Below are 15093 nucleotides of genomic sequence, written 5' to 3' on the forward strand. Positions count from 1 at the left end.
TGTGTTTGCCTTTTGATTTATCTTTTATTATAGTGGGCAAATTGCAATTCACCCCTACAAATTTGAATTTAATATTAAATTAAGAAAGCCGAATTCTTTTACCGTCTTTTAATATTTTATATGCCACGCCATAAAACACCGCACAAAATATCAAAATCGCCAATAACGAATAACCGACATTCACATCAGAATGCCCCAATATGCCATAGCGAAAAGCATTGACCATATAAACAATGGGATTTAGTAGGGATAAATTTTGCCAAAATGGTGATAAATTTTCCAACGAATAAAACACCCCACCCAAATAAGTCAAAGGCGTTAAAATAAAACTTGGCACAATAGAAATATCATCAAACGAGCGGGCAAATACCGCATTGATAAATCCGCCCAATGAAAATAATACGGACGTGCCAATAATGGTAATCAGCATGATTGGCAAATTACTAATCGTTAACTTAGTAAAAAATAACGCCGCAATGCTCACAATCAAGGCAATGGCAAGCCCACGAAATACGCCACCACCCACATAGCCTAATAATATGGCGTGCTTGGATATGGGCGACACCAGCATTTCATCAATACTGCCATGAAATTTGGTGCTAAAAAATGATGATACGACATTAGAATAACTATTGGTAATGACCGACATCATGATAAGACCTGGCACGATAAACTGCATATAGCTCACCCCACCCATTTCTCCGACACGAGAGCCAATCATTTGCCCAAATATCACAAAATACAAAGTCATGGTAATGACAGGCGGTAATAGGGTTTGGGGCCAAATACGAACAATGCGTTTGATTTCTTTAAATAATAGGGTGTTAAAGGCGGTTAATTGATTATTCATGATTTTCCCCATTATTTAATTTATTCTCGTCTTTCATTTTGCCTTTATGAAAATGGCTATCTACCACACCCATAAATAATTCTTCTAGGCGGTTGGCTTTATTTCTCATGCTGACAATTTGGATATTTAGGTTGTTTAATTGGGTAAATACGTCATTTAAATTCTGGGTTTTATTAAGTGTGATTTCTAAGGTTTTATTATCTACCAAAGTGATATGGCTGATATTATTAAGAGTTGGGGTATTTTTTAATTCATTTTTTAAATCAAAAACAAAGGTTTCTAAGGATAACTGGGCAAGCAATGATTTCATGTCGGTGTTAATTAAAATTTCGCCATGATTTAATATGGCGATATATTTACACAACTGCTCGGCTTCTTCCAAATAATGGGTCGTCAAAATAATACTTGTGCCTTCGTCTTTATTGATACGCTCCATAAAATCCCACATAGAACGGCGTAATTCAATATCCACCCCTGCGGTCGGCTCGTCTAATATCAAAAGCCTAGGGCGATGCATTAAAGCACGGGCAATCATTAGACGGCGTTTCATACCGCCGGAGAGCGAACGAGCCTTTGTATCTTTCTTATCCCAAAGTCCCAATTCTTTTAATAAAAATTCGGCTCGTGGCAGAGCGTCTTTCTTTTTTATGCCGTAATAGCCTGCTTGAATAATCAATATATCCAAGCATTTTTCAAATTGGTTGAAATTAAGTTCTTGGGGAACAACGCCCAAATAAGACTTGGCAAGGCTTGGATTTTTGTGCAAATCCACACCAAAAATCTCCACCGTGCCGTCTGTTTGGGGAAATAATGAGCTGATGATACCAATCATCGTGGATTTGCCTGCTCCATTTGCTCCAAGCAAGGCAAAAAATTCGCCTTGTGGCACGGTCAAATCCACGCCTTTTAGGGCGGCAGTGCCATTGGGATAGGTTTTCTTTAGATTGCGGACTTTTAGGGCAGGCATTTCATTCATTGTCATTTTAAATTTTCTTTGCTTTTAAAAAGCTATTAATAAGGTTAATCGCGTTATTTTAAAGACCAACGATGAACAACATCAATACAATAAAATACAAAAACACCAAGCAGCCCAAATACTGAATTTAAGCCGTTTGATGTTTATGGGTATTGACGAATGATATTAGCTAGATTGCTCGATCATGTAATCAACAGCGTTCTTAACTTCGTCATCAGAGATGTCAGCACCACCACGCGCTGGCATAGCACCGAAACCATTGATGGCGTGATCGTATAGAGTCGCTTTACCTTTACCGATACGAGGACCCCAATCGCCAGCATTACCAACTTTTGGCGCGCCTACTAGACCAGCATCGTGACAGGTAGCACAGATTGCCTTATAAAGTTGATCGCCAGGACGAGCCTCGCCTTCTACAGCAGGTGCTAGAACGGTGATGTTGATGTCACATTCTTCACCATCAAAACATACCTTGCCATAAGGGGCGATACGCGAGATTAGTTTAGGGTGTAGTGCGATTAGTTTTTTGACGTGGTCGCTGTCTTCTGGGATGGCTTCGGCGGCAGGTGCAGCTTCGGCAGGTGCAGCCTCTGCGGTAGCTTCAGCTTCTGATGCAGCTTCTGCTGCTGGTGCTTCTGTAGCAGGTTGATTCGTTTCAGCGGCAGCTTCTGCGGCTGCAGGCGTGGTAGCTTCTTGAGCTTGGGTCGCCATGGTAAAAATCGCCAACGTAGCGGCGACAGATAACATTACAATTTTTTTCATTGTCATCATCTCGTCTTAGCCTTGAGCAATATGCACTCTGGGTATGTTGGGTGGTTTGGCAAATTCTCGAACACACCCCAACGAATTAAAATTTTCTCCCTGCTATTATAAGGGAAAAGCAAGGTAAAATGCCACGATTTTTATGTAATATCTCAATAAATCGGTAAAATTTTGGTAATATTTTTAAAAATAAGCTACTTTTTGGGTGAGCGGGTGGCATTTTTAACAAAAACTTGGTAAAATTTGCGCTTGAAAAATCCAAATACAGCCAAAATTTTGCACCTATAGCTCAGTTGGATAGAGTGTTGGCCTCCGAAGCCAAAGGTCGTGGGTTCGATTCCCGCTAGGTGCGCCACATAACATTCCTATAGGGTTCAAATCAGTATTTGAGCCCTTTTATTTTAAAGGGTTTTACTAGTTTTACCGTCCTATACCGTCCATATAAAACCGTTTAAATCCACGAAAAAAACTGGTATATTTACTGGTATAAAATTTAATACAGGAAATATACCAGCATGAGCCTTACAGATACCGCCATTAAAAAACTTAAACCGTCCGAAAAATGCAAACCGAACCGACCAGATAAATATGCTGATGGTGGTGGGCTTTGGCTGTATGTGAGAAATACAGGGAATAAAGTATTTATGGCGGTTTATCGCTACATGGGCAAGCAACATGAAATCACTTTGGGCAAATATCCAGCCATGAGCCTAAGCCATGCACGAAGTGAAAATCTAAAAATCAGAGAATTACTAGAACAAGGCAAAAACCCAAAAGACATCATCAAGGCTGAAAAAGCCAAAAAAGACAATCAGACTTCTTTTGATTTTTTCGCCCAAAAATGGCTACATCATCAAAAGAACACCGTAAGCGGTAAAACTTACGAACGAGATTTAAGCATTTATAATAATCACATTAAAAAAGCGTTTGGCACAAAGGACATTCACGCTGTTAATCTGACCGACATTTTAACACTGACAGAAAACCTAACCAATCAAGGGGCTACATATACCGCAAGGCGTATCATCGGACAACTCAACAGCATTTATAGCTTTGTTGTACTCAAACAATTAACGCCAAACCTATATAACCCCATTCCAAGAAACATCAGACGCACCATCACACACAAAGAAACCAAATACGCACGAATTAAAATACAAGAATTACCCAAACTCATGCAGGGCATCGACACCGCCAACATTGAACCCATGACCCGTTACGGCTTTTATCTGCTGGCTTATACTTTTGTACGAACTGGCGAACTGCTAGGCATGACATGGCAAGAAATCGACCTAAACGCCAAAGTTTGGCGAATACCAGCCCACCGCATGAAAAACGGCTTACCCCACATCGTCCCACTTGCCCCGCAAGTGATAGAGATACTACAAGAAATCAAATCTTTTGGCTTTAATAGCGACTATGTGCTTTATAGCAACCGAAGTAAAACAGGTACAATGAGCGAAAACGCCTTTACAACCGCATTAAAACGCATGGGCTATCAAGGCAAGATGACTGGACACGGCTTTCGTGGATTGGCAAGTACCAGCCTTTATGAAATGCAGTACAACCCCAAAGCCATTGAATTACAACTAGCCCACATCAGCAGAGACAAAACCGAACGGGCGTACAATGACGCTGAAATGCTACCCAAACGCATTCAGATGATGAACGACTGGGCGAATATCATTGATGAAGTCAGACAAGGCGACTTCAAAACCTACCAAAACCGCCTTACTGCTGATACCAGCACCGACCAGCTTACCCTATTTTTGGAGCGACTCAACCAAAAGGAAAAAAGCATGAACACCACAACCGCCCCACTGCTAGAAATCCAAGCCATGCAATAAAAACCACCACGCCTGCAAGCCTAAATGATTAAAAATATAAATCAAAAGGGAATATTTATTTTAAATAATATATGTAATGTTATAATATAACAAAAAAGTGCAAAAAATTTGTGCCAGTACCAGCTAATTCAAACAAAAAAACCACCCAAAAAAGATATATAAAAAAATAAAAATAATATTTTTTTATATATTTATCCTTTTGTCGTTTGCCGTCTTTGATTTTTTATGCACCGTTGGTATTTTTTGCCGTTCGTGCGTGGTCGGTATTTTTTGCCAGCTTTGGCGGTGTTGTTTTTTATGGGCTTGCCATGCCTGCAATTTTTTATATGTTATGATATAACTTTTCATTTCCCAGCCATTCCAGCCATTCCAGCCATTCCAGCCATTCCAGCCATTCCAGCCATTCCAGCCATTCCAGCCATTCCAGCCATTCCAGCCATTCCAGCCATTCCAGCCATTCCAGCCATTCCAGCCATTCCAACTGTTCCGACCGAACCGCCAGCACTGACCGCCCCAGCATGGGCAAGCATACCAGCACCGAACAGCAGGCGTGAACCGTGCGACCAAAGCCCCACCGCCCACATTCGTAAAGCTGACCTATTTTTGCCCTAATTGGCATTGTCATGGTTCGCTGATGGGGCTTGCGTGCTTGTTTTTATTATCAACATATTCACATCTTTTTAAGGATAAATTTAAAAATACACCCCCAAAAGTCTGCTAAGTTTGCTAAGTTATTCAAAAAAAGCCTTGTAAGCCTTACACCATAAGGGTTAAAAACTTTCCAGCCATTTGCTAAGTTTTGCTAAGTTATTATAAATTTTACCCCAAGTACCCTTAAAACCAGCACAACCACGACTACACAAAACCCTATAAAACCCTTTATTTAAAAGGCTTTTCGGTGTTTTATTATCAGAATTGAATAACTTAGCAGGGGTGGGAATAACTTAGCAGGCATGGGAATAACTTAGCAGGGGTGGTAGTGGTTATCATCTTTAAATTTTCGGATTTTTTAAAGATGACAGTTGTCTTATGTTGATGATATAAACATAACTATGCTATCATGTACATAATACAGACATACAAGGAAATAAACCGATGCAAGCCACCGAACGCATAAATTTACGCACCACCGCCCACGCCAAAGCCATCATAGAAAAGGCAAGCCAACAATTAGGCGTAAGCATGAGCTATTTTATTTTGGATTGTGCTTATCAAAAGGCAAGCCAAACCATAAAAGATAATTCCCAAATTACCCTAAATAATGATGATTGGCAAAGAGCCATTGACCGCCTAGACGAACCAGCCAGCCCCACGCCTGCCATGCAAGCATTATTTGATAGGGGTTTTGTCAATGTTGATAGCTAAACTTGCCAAAGAACATGACAAAAGCGGTTTTGATTGTGAGAATGAAGCCTTAAACCGTTTTATCAGACAGCAGGCGAGCCAGCTATTAAAACGCCATGAGACCGTCATTTATGGAGCGATTGATAATAACCGCCTTGCAGGTTTTTACACTTTGTCAGCGTGTCAAATTATGCAATCAGACGATACAGAGTTATTAAAACGCCAAAGCCCACATAGCCCCATTGGTTGTGTACTGTTGGGACGGCTGGCGGTAGATAAAGCGTACAAGGGGCGTAGATTGGGTGCTGACCTATTGCTACACGCCATGCAGACAGCAAAAAAACTATCGCAGATGATGGGGCTTGCCTTTGTCATTGTGGACGCCAAAGACGACACCGCCAAAGCCTTTTATGAGCGTTTTGGGTTTGTGGAGCTAAGCCAGCACCCTTTGCGGTTATGCTATGCGATTAAAGATATTCCAAATTTTTAATAAACCCTTTTGCAGGCTAGGAGTAATTAACCGAACGGCGGTTATTTTTTCATACCTTAGACCGCCCCGCCTGCACTCTTTTTTTGGTTAAGGTATGGTAAGGTATGAAATGGGGTTGTTAGACATTGCATTAAATCCCTTAAAGGATTATATCAGCTTACCCGACTTGCTGTTATTGATTGGCGAAAATACACAAAACCCCTTGTATGATATTTGCCTTTATTTACAGTCGGTAAAGTTTGGCGAAGCAGTAGCCTCCTATAAAATCAATCAAGATTTTGCATTGTACGAGTGCAAAGACTTTATCAAAAACATGGACGGCTTGAATGCTGTTTCAAGTATTATTGATGACATTGCCAATAATCTGAAACAAGATGAAAGTGATAGAAAATTGGTTGTTCAAAGTTTGATGGGACTAAATGAGATTTGTGGTTGGCAAGAACACATTAAACGCTACTTTTATCAGGAATGGCAAAAAGAATACTATTTCAAGCGACAAGATTTATTGGCATTTGAACCACTTGCAGAATGCCTAGAGCTGAATTTTGCCATGCAGGAGGAGTACAGGGAAATCGCACGGCTAAGAAAGCAATTACAGCAGGTATTAGATGGGCGTTATTTATCCAGCCTTATATCGCAAAATGACCGCCTAAAAAAAGAAAACGAGATGCTACAAGCCAAACTACAACCCAACATCAACAGATATGGCACACTTAGCGAACAACTAGAACAACAAACCCAAACCGAGACCATTAGCAAACTGCAAAACCGCATAGCAGAGCTTGAAAGCCAGCTTGCTAGTCAGTCGGGGAATGGCACGCCTGCCAGTGAGCCATATTTTGATAAAGATGATATTTATACTTATCCACCCGAATTAGATATGGCGGTTCGGATATGGCACGAGATTTACCGAACTGATAATATGCCAAAGCATTTTACAAATCATAGTGAGAAATTTAAGCAGGCGTGTAGAAATTTAAACTTCAATTTTACCGAAGGTGCAATAAAAAACCGCCTGCAAAAGGTAACCACGCCCCAAAGCCAAAAAAACAAAACCAAAAATAAAATAGCTTAAATTAAATAAAATCAATCACTTATCAAAGGGCAACCCTGCAAGGGTAACCCTTTTTTTCTATGTTACCCTTTGCGGTTACCCATACCCCACCCCCTAAAATACGCCATGCACCGCCTAGTAGTGCTATAAGCCCTATCGGACAACCAACAAAGGCGTATTTTATGACCCATTCAAACGACACTTTCCCAGCACAAGGCATTAGCAGAATTAAATCCGTGTGCATGATGACAGGATTATCCAAATCCACCATTTACGCATGGGTAAAAGCTGGCAAATTCCCAGCACCCATTAAGTTATCCCCCACAATGACCGTATGGCGTAACAGCGATATTTTAGATTGGATTAACCGCCTAGAAACGGCTGATGACTGTCCAGCCATTTCACAGACTACCAGCACCAAACAATAACTAGCACCCATCATAGGAGCGAAACCATGCTACCCATTTCCCACAATCAAAAAAGCCATCAAGCCATGCAGGTGCTACAAGCCATGCTGGACGGCGTGGAAGTACATATCAAGTACGCCATTAACACGATGAACATAGCCAGCCTATCGGCACGAATCGCAGAACTAAAAAAGATGGGATTTGTCATTGATTGGCGTTGGCAAAATAGCCCAAATTCCCGCTACAAAGTCTATTTCATCAAAGATAAGACCACCGCCAAACAGCGTTATCAAGAAATCCTAGACGGCACGGCAAGCATTTACCAAGTAGTAGCACAAGCACGAACAGCAAAACCAAAAACCACCACCAAATCAAAACGCCAAAACAACGGCAAACCACAAGGAAAATAAGCCATGCAACAATTAAATATCAGCGACAAAGCCAAAAAATATCAAGCAACCATGTGGCAAGTTACGCCCTACAGTCGGAGCGGCAAACGCCTAAGCCAAGATAAATATTTGGATAAACTGATGAAGCGTGCTATCAAAGCAGAACTAACACCGATAGGAGCGTTGATTTATTGCCGTGAAATGTGCATCAAGCACGGCTATCCGACCGCTTTTTAATTCGCTTGTTCATTCATTTGTCGATTATCTAGAGGTACATCATGACAGACAAACACCCACCAGCCCAAAGCCCAGCCATCAGCCAATCAGAGCTTGACGAGCTCTACAGCGAGCTGATTTATACCTATGCAGATTTAAAGAATACCGCCCACAACATGCACAGCATTCTATATAGCAAGTGCAGTTTTAGACGCCTAAGCATGGAATATCAAACCCTAATAGGGCGTTTAAATCGCATTATTCACGATAAGCTGGCACCAAATATTAAAAATTTATCAAAGCATAGCGACAACAACCCTTTGGCGGGCATTCCAGACTATGACAAACTTTCCCACGCGTCAGATGATGGCGATGATTTGCCAGCCGATGACGATTACCCATCTTAACCGCCCCATCATGCAGGCGTGAGAATACCGCCACGCCTGCCATCTTGCAGAACCAAACAAAACGCCCCTAACGAATTAGGGGCGAAATGTGGAAAAACGAACAATAAAAAACACAAATTTCAATCACAAAAGAGATTATAACATGAAAGAAATTTCATTAAAACAAGAATTGATTAAAAATATTTCACTTGCCAAAAATGCAGGCGTGAAATATGATGAGCTTCTCTCTCAAAACTTACTAGCCGTTACGCCAAACGGTTTAAATTGGCTTTTTTTACGCCCAAACACCGCCAAAGCTGGCATTGGTGTAAGCGTAAGCCCATCATATACGCAAACTTTGCCCATGCTGGCAAATTTTCGCCCCTTTATGGTGTGGTTGATATTACAAAATAAGCCAGTTGGCGAATATGTAAAGCGGTTTCTAGTAAGACCGAGAGTGAGACCACACCGCCCATTTATGGGTAAATTACTCAAAACTTTACTAGGAGCGTCAATCATGACCGCATTTCTTACTGGCATTCTAGCCAAAAATTCCCTTGCAAAATCGCACGAGTTAGGCAATAATACCGCTACTACTAAACGAAAAGCGGTAAAGCCAAACCGTCATTCATTGGCTATTTTTATGCCCAAAGCTGGCGTAAATGCGTCATCACAAGATAAGCACGCCCCATCATGGGCAATCCGTGCTTTATCATCAGTTTTTGGCGGGTTGATAGGGGTAAATACAAAACCGAAAGGAAATAGCCCCAGCCGTCTTTTCGCGGTAGTTGAGACCTGCCACCCTATTTACGGGGTGGTATCACTAACTAAACGAAAAGGAAACCCCACCGTGAATAATACCGTTATTCATCATTCCCTAACCGTCCTAGCAGACGAATACCACCGCCATAGCGAACTACACACCCAAAATTCCCTTGCAAAATCGCACGAGTTAGGCAATAATACCGCTACTACTAAATTACTACACGGTTGCACACCGTCCAACAGTGCTTTTTTATTGTCTAAGACAAGACCAACAAACACCGCCCTAATTGGGTGCGTATCAAATTTTGTTGGGTTGATAGTGCAAAATACAATAGCCCTTGTGGTAAATATGCACAGCCGTGTAGTAACGGTAGTTGAGACCCAACGCCCTATTTGTGGGCGTGTTCATTCACTAACTAAATTTACTACTATGAACAATTCCATTCTTCATCATTCCCTAACCGTCCTAGCAGACGAATACCACCGCCATAGCGAACTACACGCCCAAAATCCATACGCAGGACATGGCGACCGTGCTAATGCCATCCATAACGCCATGAATGAGCTTGTAAAGCTGATGAATGAGCAAGATGGGGCAAGTGTACCACCTAAGCCAAAAACCATCACAGAACGCATTGTAGCGTTATTTAGCACGCCTGCTATCCGTGTTTTTGCCAAAGGAGGTGCAAGATGATTAAATTTATACTTGCCACACCAGCCAACGCCATGCATATTTGCCCACCGTGCAACCTAGCCAAAAATTCCCTTGCAAAATCGCACGAGTTGGGCAATAATACCGCTACTACTAAATTATCAGCGGTAAAGCCAAACCGTCATACATTGGCTATTTTTACGCCTAACACACAGGCAACACCAGCAAACACCGCCCCAAAAGGGTGCGTATCAAATTTTGTTGGGTTGATAGTGCAAAATACAATAGCCCTTGTGGTAAATATGCACAGCCGTCTGATAACGGTAGTTGAGACCCAACGCCCTATTTTTGGGGCGTATTCACTAACTAAATTATCAGGTGCAAATATGCAAAATTTCCTTGTTGGCATTCTAGCCAAACTATCTAACTTTACCCCTGCTGAAAGCCTTGTTATTAGCTTTATCGTTGGCTTGCCTATGGCTTGCCTTGCCATTGGCTTTTTGTCTGTAATGGGGGTGTAAGATGATTTCTTTTGAACATATCACACCAGCGACCGCCCACACTTGCCCACCGCGCAACCAAAGCACGCCATACACCAGCCAAGCGGTAGCATTTAAAGACATTCATGCGTTTTTACCGCCTGCTTGTGTGTTTGCCAATGGCAAAGATAAGCACCTTGTTATCACTTGCCAGCATTTTAATGAGCTTTCAGACGCAATCAAACACGCCCAAAGCATCGCAAGTAACGAAAGCATCAGCGTCGCCATTAAAACCATCACAGAGCAATTTTAATCTAAGGGAAAAATATCATGAATGTAGTTATCAATAACGGTACAACCGCCAATATCAACCAAACCACCACCAACAACATTAACCAGCCAAACCACTCATTTGACGAGCTTATGAGTGTATCAAGAAATGATATAGCTTGTTCAGCAGATGAATTTCATCTAGCGTCCACAAACTTTTGTTTGTTGTCTGAAGCGGTGGAGCTACTCAAAAAGCATAGAGATGACAAATCAGACTTTAACACCCTATGCGAGATAATCCAGCAGGCGTGCTACAACATGGCAAATAACGCTACCGACAGTCAGCAATACTTGGAGCAGTTGGCGAACACCACAAGCCATCAGCAGTTAGCCTAACCCAAGGCACAAGACACCCAAAAAGCCATTTATCTATTTTGGGTGAATGGCTTTTATTGTCTGATGGCTGGATTTATCGACATGGCAAAACAAAGCAGCCAAACCGAGCGACCGAACCAGCCCAAGTAATGATTAAAATTGTATCAGTGGAATTTATCATGACAAACGCCCACGAATTATTAAACCGCCCATTATTTGCCAAAAACGCATTTTTTAACAAGCGACCATTTGCCAATCAGCAAAACGCACACAGCCACGCCACAAGCCACGCCCAGCACCCACATGGGAAATCATACCACCCACACCCCACAAGCGAAAATAGACCGCATACAAGCGAAAATAGAGCGGTTGGCAAGCATGGTATGGGCAATCATCAGCACGCCATGCGATTTGATACCAATGACAAGCCCGACCCAGTCAGTTTTTATGCACGCTATGGCATACACCTAAAAGGCAAGCAGACTAATATTAAATGCGTTTTTCACAGCGACAAAACGCCCAGCCTAAGCATTAACAGGGATACAGGGGCGTTTTATTGCTTTGGTTGTGGAGCGTCTGGCGGTGATGTGCTTGATTTTTACCAGCGTTATCATGGCGTGGATTTTTTAACCGCTTGCAAAGAATTAAATATCTATGAACGCTAGCAAGGGCAACAACAATCACACAGAACAGACAAGGAAAATAAACCATGACAAACCACCACCAAAACCCCATGCAAATACCCACCAGCACCGCCACGCCTGCCACACCGCCAAAATACCCCAGTTTTAGCAATCAAGACGGGCAAGCGTTACAAACTTTGGTAAATGCCTTGCTTAGCATAGATAAAAGCCTACATGAGCAAGGTTTTGATATTAACCATTTGACCGCCATTTATCGCTATTATGATAAAGATGGTGATTTATTGTATTTTAAGCCCAGATTTGACAAGGACGGCAAAAAATGGATTAAGCCGTGCTGGTATGATGGCAGTCGCTTTCATCTAGGCGAACCAACCAAAGGCGAACACGCCCGTTATTCACCCAAAGCCAAACCGCTGTATCTATTACCAGATTTGACGACCGCCCACCCTACTCAAGTGGTGTATTTTGTGGAAGGGGAAAAATGTGCAAGTGCGTTAAACCGTTTGGGCTTTGTTGCGACCACCGCAGGAGCTTCCAGCAGTACCAATACCACCGATTTAACGCCCCTTGTTGGGCGTAGCGTGCGTTTATGGCGTGATTATGACACAGCAGGGCAAAAGTGGCTTGATGACATGGCAAACGCCTTAGATGGGCTTAAAATCGCTTTTGATGTGGTTGATGTGGATAGCATGGCACAAAATACACCGCTTGCCCCATCAGATGACGCACACGACCACATCACACGGCTAGAAAATGCACAAGCTGGCACGCTAGACATTTACCAAAACATTCAAAATTTACCGCTTATCGCTGGCACGGCATACCTACAAGCAAGGCACGCCCCAAAATCGGTAAATAGTACCTCCCCTGCCAAAGATGGGGATAATGACAAATGGGGTAAGATGGTTGCGTTTGATGAAGTTAAAAACATTGAAACACCATTCCCAGTAACCGCCTTTCCATCTTTACTTGCCAAAGTCGTTGAAAAAACCGCCTATTATCAGCAAGTCCCCTTGTCTATGGCTGGCTTTGGCGTGTTGGGTGCGTTAAGCCATATTGGACAAGGATTTATTGACGCGCCTTATATCAACAGCGACTACAACCCAGCCAGCCTATTTTTGGTGGTGCAGGGCGAAAGTGGGAGCGGTAAAACCCAAACCATCAAAATCACCCATAAAGCCATTTTGGATTTTGAACGGAGTGAATACGAAACCTACAAAGATGATAAGCGAATGTATGATAACGAATTATCCAGCAAAAGCAAAAAAGAAATCAAAGCCTTTCACGAACAAAACCACAAGCCAGCAGACCCACGCAGTATGTTTGGTAGTGGGAGCGTTCAAAAAGTCATGCAGGGCTTCACTGATGGCAATTACCAAAACGCCAGCTATACAGCAGACGAAGGGGCAAACCTGCTAGACGGTGCAAGCCTAAAAGCTGAAACAGCAGGTTCAAGCATTGGTGCGATTTGTGATATTTATAGTAAGGGTATCGCAGAGCGTATCACGATAAGCAATACAGGCAATCAAATAGCGTACGGCGTGCGTTTGACGCTGTTTTTATGTGGGCAAGATGTAGCATTAAAGCCAGCACTAAATAATACACGCCTAACCCAACAAGGATTATTGCCACGCTGTTTATTTGCCTTTCCCCCTGACAACAGGGGTAACAGAATGCTAATTACTGATAACTTTGCCACTGATGAGACTTTGCAAGAATACTGGCAAATTTGCCATAACTTTTTATCCTTGCCACCTGAACAAGGCAAACGCAAACAGCTGGCATGGCAAGCACAGGCATTAAAGCTGGTGCAAAGCTACTGGCAAAAGGTGGAAAACAGCCAACGCAAAGGCGGTATCAATCACAATGCCAAAGCCTATGCTAGTCGTATGGTTGAGAATGCCAGCCGTATTGCGTCATTATTCGCTTGGTTTAATGGTAAAAATGCCATTGGCATTGACGACATACAAGGTGCTATTGAGATTGTGGAGTATTCTGCCAGCGAGCGCAGACGCTATGATGACATTGCCACCGACATTACAGACGCTGAAAAGCTGTTACAATGGCTGGTTAAAAAAGCCAAAGAAACAGGACAAGATAAGTTTTATTTGTCGTATCTACAAACGAGCGTAACGCCCCAGCATTTACGAATTAAACAAACACTAGAAACAGCATTAGAATTGTTAAGTGATAACAATTATATCTATCTGAACACCGAGACCACCAACCGCCGTCCAAAGCGTGTAATAGAGCTAAACCCAGCATTGTTAAATCAATGTTAGCCCAACCGCCTTTATCATACAGGCAATACAAACAACAAGGGTAAGCGTTCGCCCTTGTTTTTTTATCGGTGCTTTGTTTGAATATAACAACCGCCAAAGCATACAGCACGCAAACACCAGCCCCACTGCCCAGATATAGCCATCAACAAAGATAAGCACCAGCACCGACCGAACCGACCGCCCCAGCACCGAACAGCAGGCTGAACCGTGCGACCATTCCAGCCACTACCACCCCTGCTAAGTTATTCCCATGCCTGCTAAGTTATTCCCACCCCTGCTAAGTTATTCAATTCTGATAATAAAACACCGAAAAGCCTTGTAAATAAAGGGTTTTATAGGGTTTTGTGTAGTCGTGGTTGTGCTGGTTTTAAGGGTACTTGGGGTAAAATTTATAATAACTTAGCAAAACTTAGCAAATGGCTGGAAAGTTTTTAACCCTTATGGTGTAAGGCTTACAAGGCTTTTTTTGAATAACTTAGCAAACTTAGCAGACTTTTGGGGGTGTATTTTTAAATTTATCCTTAAAAAGATGTGAATATGTTGATAATAAAAACAAGCACGCAAACACCAGCCCCACCGCCTAGATATAGCCATCAACAAAGATAAGCACCAGCACCGACCGAACCGACCGCCCCAGCACCGAACAGCAGGCTGAACCGTGCGACCATTCCAGCCACTACCACCCCTGCTAAGTTATTCCCATATCTGCTAAGTTATTCCCACCCCTGCTAAGTTATTCAATTCTGATAATAAAACACCGAAAAGCCTTTTAAATAAAGGGTTTTATAGGGTTTTGTGTAGTCGTGGTTGTGCTGGTTTTAAGGGTACTTGGGGTAAAATTTATAATAACTTAGCAAAACTTAGCAAATGGCTGGAAAGTTTTTAACCCTTATGGTGTAAGGCTT

Annotated in this window: 18 protein-coding genes and 1 tRNA gene; 16 read left to right on the plus strand and 3 right to left on the minus strand. The window is 42.3% G+C overall.

The genetic code is table 11. The annotated features are described in order from the left end of the window. Positions 1 to 79: 79 nt before the first annotated feature. The 3 genes from DYD54_RS07415 to DYD54_RS07425 form a co-directional block, all read right to left on the minus strand. Positions 80 to 850: an ABC transporter permease gene (locus DYD54_RS07415; protein WP_063514375.1), complete on the minus strand. Its 771-nt coding sequence runs from the start codon at positions 848 to 850 to the stop codon at positions 80 to 82. Continuing rightward, positions 843 to 1826 (minus strand): ABC transporter ATP-binding protein, encoded by a 984-nt coding sequence (locus tag DYD54_RS07420; RefSeq protein WP_063515010.1) that lies wholly within the window; start codon positions 1824 to 1826, stop codon positions 843 to 845. The genes DYD54_RS07415 and DYD54_RS07420 overlap by 8 nt, the downstream gene beginning before the upstream one ends. A 165-nt stretch (positions 1827 to 1991) precedes the next feature. After that, a complete protein-coding gene (locus DYD54_RS07425) occupies positions 1992 to 2597 on the minus strand; it encodes a c-type cytochrome (RefSeq protein ID WP_063514376.1) in 606 nt (201 codons plus the stop codon). A gap of 269 nt (positions 2598 to 2866) precedes the next feature. Between DYD54_RS07425 and DYD54_RS07430 the strand changes: the two genes are divergently transcribed. The 16 genes from DYD54_RS07430 (at position 2867) to DYD54_RS07505 (ending at position 14188) form a co-directional block, all read left to right on the plus strand. Continuing rightward, positions 2867 to 2943: transfer RNA gene (locus tag DYD54_RS07430), tRNA-Arg, on the plus strand. A gap of 160 nt (positions 2944 to 3103) precedes the next feature. Next, positions 3104 to 4435 (plus strand): tyrosine-type recombinase/integrase, encoded by a 1332-nt coding sequence (locus DYD54_RS07435; protein WP_063514377.1) that lies wholly within the window; start codon positions 3104 to 3106, stop codon positions 4433 to 4435. A 225-nt stretch (positions 4436 to 4660) separates the two neighbouring features. Then, positions 4661 to 5047, plus strand: coding sequence for a hypothetical protein (locus tag DYD54_RS11590; protein ID WP_157079187.1), 387 nt, complete (start codon positions 4661 to 4663; stop codon positions 5045 to 5047). A 483-nt stretch (positions 5048 to 5530) separates the two neighbouring features. After that, the gene (locus tag DYD54_RS07445) at positions 5531 to 5800 is read left to right on the plus strand and encodes a type II toxin-antitoxin system TacA family antitoxin (RefSeq protein WP_063514379.1); all 270 of its coding nucleotides are present in this window, start codon (positions 5531 to 5533) and stop codon (positions 5798 to 5800) included. After that, the gene (locus tag DYD54_RS07450) at positions 5787 to 6269 is read left to right on the plus strand and encodes a GNAT family N-acetyltransferase (RefSeq protein ID WP_063514380.1); all 483 of its coding nucleotides are present in this window, start codon (positions 5787 to 5789) and stop codon (positions 6267 to 6269) included. The genes DYD54_RS07445 and DYD54_RS07450 overlap by 14 nt, the downstream gene beginning before the upstream one ends. 109 nt (positions 6270 to 6378) lie before the next feature. Next, entirely contained in the window at positions 6379 to 7344 is a 966-nt protein-coding gene (locus DYD54_RS07455) for a hypothetical protein (RefSeq protein ID WP_063514381.1), read from the plus strand. A gap of 161 nt (positions 7345 to 7505) precedes the next feature. Beyond that, positions 7506 to 7751: a helix-turn-helix transcriptional regulator gene (locus tag DYD54_RS07460; protein ID WP_063514382.1), complete on the plus strand. Its 246-nt coding sequence runs from the start codon at positions 7506 to 7508 to the stop codon at positions 7749 to 7751. A gap of 26 nt (positions 7752 to 7777) precedes the next feature. Then, positions 7778 to 8140, plus strand: coding sequence for a helix-turn-helix domain-containing protein (locus DYD54_RS07465; RefSeq protein WP_063514383.1), 363 nt, complete (start codon positions 7778 to 7780; stop codon positions 8138 to 8140). A 3-nt stretch (positions 8141 to 8143) separates the two neighbouring features. Then, entirely contained in the window at positions 8144 to 8356 is a 213-nt protein-coding gene (locus tag DYD54_RS07470; protein ID WP_063514384.1) for a hypothetical protein, read from the plus strand. 41 nt (positions 8357 to 8397) lie between these two features. Further along, positions 8398 to 8742 carry a hypothetical protein gene (locus tag DYD54_RS07475; protein ID WP_063514385.1) on the plus strand — a complete coding sequence of 115 codons (345 nt, stop codon included), beginning with the start codon at positions 8398 to 8400 and terminating at the stop codon, positions 8740 to 8742. A gap of 142 nt (positions 8743 to 8884) precedes the next feature. Beyond that, the gene (locus DYD54_RS07480; protein WP_063514386.1) at positions 8885 to 10180 is read left to right on the plus strand and encodes a hypothetical protein; all 1296 of its coding nucleotides are present in this window, start codon (positions 8885 to 8887) and stop codon (positions 10178 to 10180) included. Next, complete coding sequence (locus tag DYD54_RS07485) at positions 10177 to 10659, plus strand: hypothetical protein (protein ID WP_084260662.1); 483 nt, start codon at positions 10177 to 10179, stop codon at positions 10657 to 10659. The genes DYD54_RS07480 and DYD54_RS07485 overlap by 4 nt, the downstream gene beginning before the upstream one ends. A 1-nt stretch (position 10660) precedes the next feature. Next, a complete protein-coding gene (locus DYD54_RS07490; RefSeq protein ID WP_063514387.1) occupies positions 10661 to 10930 on the plus strand; it encodes a hypothetical protein in 270 nt (89 codons plus the stop codon). Positions 10931 to 10947: 17 nt separating this feature from the next. Then, positions 10948 to 11283 (plus strand): hypothetical protein, encoded by a 336-nt coding sequence (locus tag DYD54_RS07495; protein ID WP_063514388.1) that lies wholly within the window; start codon positions 10948 to 10950, stop codon positions 11281 to 11283. A gap of 158 nt (positions 11284 to 11441) precedes the next feature. Further along, complete coding sequence (locus tag DYD54_RS07500; protein WP_167541393.1) at positions 11442 to 11927, plus strand: CHC2 zinc finger domain-containing protein; 486 nt, start codon at positions 11442 to 11444, stop codon at positions 11925 to 11927. A gap of 44 nt (positions 11928 to 11971) precedes the next feature. Then, the gene (locus DYD54_RS07505) at positions 11972 to 14188 is read left to right on the plus strand and encodes a DUF3987 domain-containing protein (RefSeq protein WP_063514390.1); all 2217 of its coding nucleotides are present in this window, start codon (positions 11972 to 11974) and stop codon (positions 14186 to 14188) included. The last annotated feature ends 905 nt before the right edge of the window (positions 14189 to 15093 follow it).

Source organism: Moraxella ovis (assembly GCF_900453105.1).
Classification (GTDB): domain Bacteria; phylum Pseudomonadota; class Gammaproteobacteria; order Pseudomonadales; family Moraxellaceae; genus Moraxella; species Moraxella ovis.

Bases quoted from the DNA above. Each gene is read 5' to 3' on its own strand.
- DYD54_RS07470 (WP_063514384.1), top strand. From the start codon at position 8,144: ATGCAACAATTAAATATCAGCGACAAAGCCAAAAAATATCAAGCAACC.
- DYD54_RS07415 (WP_063514375.1), bottom strand. From the start codon at position 850: ATGAATAATCAATTAACCGCCTTTAACACCCTATTATTTAAAGAAATC.
- DYD54_RS07465 (WP_063514383.1), top strand. From the start codon at position 7,778: ATGCTACCCATTTCCCACAATCAAAAAAGCCATCAAGCCATGCAGGTG.
- DYD54_RS07505 (WP_063514390.1), top strand. From the start codon at position 11,972: ATGACAAACCACCACCAAAACCCCATGCAAATACCCACCAGCACCGCC.
- DYD54_RS07435 (WP_063514377.1), top strand. From the start codon at position 3,104: ATGAGCCTTACAGATACCGCCATTAAAAAACTTAAACCGTCCGAAAAA.
- DYD54_RS07495 (WP_063514388.1), top strand. From the start codon at position 10,948: ATGAATGTAGTTATCAATAACGGTACAACCGCCAATATCAACCAAACC.
- DYD54_RS07420 (WP_063515010.1), bottom strand. From the start codon at position 1,826: ATGAATGAAATGCCTGCCCTAAAAGTCCGCAATCTAAAGAAAACCTAT.
- DYD54_RS07460 (WP_063514382.1), top strand. From the start codon at position 7,506: ATGACCCATTCAAACGACACTTTCCCAGCACAAGGCATTAGCAGAATT.
- DYD54_RS11590 (WP_157079187.1), top strand. From the start codon at position 4,661: ATGCACCGTTGGTATTTTTTGCCGTTCGTGCGTGGTCGGTATTTTTTG.
- DYD54_RS07490 (WP_063514387.1), top strand. From the start codon at position 10,661: ATGATTTCTTTTGAACATATCACACCAGCGACCGCCCACACTTGCCCA.
- DYD54_RS07480 (WP_063514386.1), top strand. From the start codon at position 8,885: ATGAAAGAAATTTCATTAAAACAAGAATTGATTAAAAATATTTCACTT.
- DYD54_RS07445 (WP_063514379.1), top strand. From the start codon at position 5,531: ATGCAAGCCACCGAACGCATAAATTTACGCACCACCGCCCACGCCAAA.
- DYD54_RS07425 (WP_063514376.1), bottom strand. From the start codon at position 2,597: ATGATGACAATGAAAAAAATTGTAATGTTATCTGTCGCCGCTACGTTG.
- DYD54_RS07455 (WP_063514381.1), top strand. From the start codon at position 6,379: ATGGGGTTGTTAGACATTGCATTAAATCCCTTAAAGGATTATATCAGC.
- DYD54_RS07485 (WP_084260662.1), top strand. From the start codon at position 10,177: ATGATTAAATTTATACTTGCCACACCAGCCAACGCCATGCATATTTGC.
- DYD54_RS07475 (WP_063514385.1), top strand. From the start codon at position 8,398: ATGACAGACAAACACCCACCAGCCCAAAGCCCAGCCATCAGCCAATCA.
- DYD54_RS07500 (WP_167541393.1), top strand. From the start codon at position 11,442: ATGACAAACGCCCACGAATTATTAAACCGCCCATTATTTGCCAAAAAC.
- DYD54_RS07450 (WP_063514380.1), top strand. From the start codon at position 5,787: ATGTTGATAGCTAAACTTGCCAAAGAACATGACAAAAGCGGTTTTGAT.